Here is a 2,191-nt window from a genome sequence, read left to right as displayed (position 1 = left end):
ACGCACTCCCCCACGCCCAACTACGCCAACGCCACCTCCAACTCCTCGCCACCCTCATCGGCGACACCGACACCCAGAACCACAACGGCAACTGGAAACAAGCCCACGACACCAGCGCCCCATCTCCCCGCAGCCACACCTGGATCGACCCCGTCTCCCAACCCCTCGGACCAGAAGACGACAACACCGGCCCACGGGACACCGACGCCGTCGCCGCCCGCATGCTCCCCATCCCACGCGGCCTCCGACAGGACTCCGACGACTCCGACGCCGAAAACTCCGACGACACCGACTGGGACGCACCCGCACCGACCCCGGCCGGCCCGTCCACGGCAGCACGCTTCACGTGGGTGCAACCCCCCGCCTCCGCGCCGAGTCCCGTGCAGTCACCGCCCTCGCCCGAGCCCGCGCAGGACGACGAGGCAGAGCAGAACGCACCGTTCGACGCATCGTCCCTCGTCACGTACGTCCTTCCGGACAGCCTCCCCGAGGGGCCGTTCAACGCACAGACCCTGTGGTCCCTGGCACCGGCGATGGAATCCTTCGCCGTGGTCACCGACACCAGACGGGGCCTGACGGTGCCGCTCAAGTACCTGGACGACCGCCCGGCTGCCGAATGGAGCGACCCCTGGGACGGCAACGTCGTCTTCAACGCCGTCATGGAACCGGCCGACAAGTACCTCGACCTTGTCATCGAACGGGCCGAGCAGATACGGGCGGACGAGCACGCGGGCAGAAGCGAACGGGACGCCGCAGAGCGCTTGTTGAAGGCCAACACATTACTCAAGGACGACAACTGGCGACCTGAGTACCGCATTGAGTTCCTCCGCATGCAGATGCTCCTGGGAGAGCACGGCCTGCTCGACCGTCTCCCCCGCGAGCTCGTGAGCAACCCCGACTGGCAGCGGCAGCTAGGCGTGCAGGACCCTGAGGACACACCGTGGGCCCTGGTCGATCCCGCCGACATGACCGGCCCGATCGGCGGTTCGCTTCGCGGCACTGACGGAGTGTCCGCCGAGTTCCACACCTGGCTGAACGACAACGGCGGAAACAGCGGCTGGCTGAACGTCTGGGCAGACGAACAGGCAGGCGGATCGATCAACACCGAACCCCAGCGGTTCAAGGTGATGATCAGCCACTTCCGTCCGCCCAAAACAGACGGCGGCTATTACACAGCCGGTCTGAGCGGCAACCTGCGTCACGACACCTGGGAGTCAAACGGCCAGGAATACCCGGTCACACGATTCGACCTGACGTCCCTGGACGATCCCGCCGTCTACCTGCACAGCATGATCGCTCAGCACGTGTTCACCTACGAGGTGCTGACTCGGGTGAAGATGCCCAACGTCGACGTCACCAGAGGAGTCGTCCAGCTCATCCGTCTGGAGAAGCGGAGCCTGCTGGAAGACCAGAACTACGGCCCCATGACCGTCGGGGACAACGTGCAGATGACACGCGGCCCCGCCGAGTCCTACAGCCTCCTCACGCCCTACAAGGACCCCACCGACGAGAGCAGTCACACGCTCGGACCGTTCTGGGTGACATCACAGGAGGTGCCGCTGCACCATGTGTTCGGCACCTACCTCCAAAGCCGCGCCGACACGGTTCCCGACCGTTCACTCCTCCTGGGCGAAGGAGAGAACGAGTTCCTCGCACTGGGTGAAGGCGCACCCATCACCTACCACGGCACGAACACACCGCCCGTCCTGCCCGTCACTCCCACCCCGCCCCAGACGGTCTCCGCCCGGGCACCCCGCCCCGGAACGCGAACGATCGGGCAGTCACCACCGCGGGAAATCACGGCAGCCCCGATCGAAGAGCTGCTGAGCGAAAGGGAGATCGCGGCCCGGGCGCGCCTGCGCGCCGCGGAGTCCGCTCTGGAATCCGCCGGCCTGCACGCCGACGACCTCCAGCACAGAATCAGCACTGCCGACGGCCCACAGGAAGAGGCCGCTCTGCGAGAAGAATTGCAGAGGCATACGACCGTCCTCGCCGACGCCCTTCACGAAGTCGACCTCGCCCTTGCGGAGACGCGGCCCGCTCCCGCCGAGACCGGTCCAGTCCCGCGACCCCGGATGCGACTGGACCGCACCCCCCGCTTCACCGTCCCCTCCCGCTTCGACGTCCGCCGCATCCGGCACGACAACGACACGGTCACCGACCTCACCATCACCGTCGCCTTCAACGGCGG

At 66.9% G+C, this 2,191-nt stretch carries 1 pseudogene; it reads left to right on the top strand.

Annotation, left to right across the window (positions count from 1 at the left end):
- Positions 1-2,191: pseudogene (locus tag ACWCWD_RS37010) on the top strand (hypothetical protein); the annotation flags it as partial.

The sequence above is a fragment of the Streptomyces sp. NPDC001493 genome, from assembly GCF_053597235.1.
This window is presented reverse-complemented; position numbering and strand designations above follow the sequence as displayed.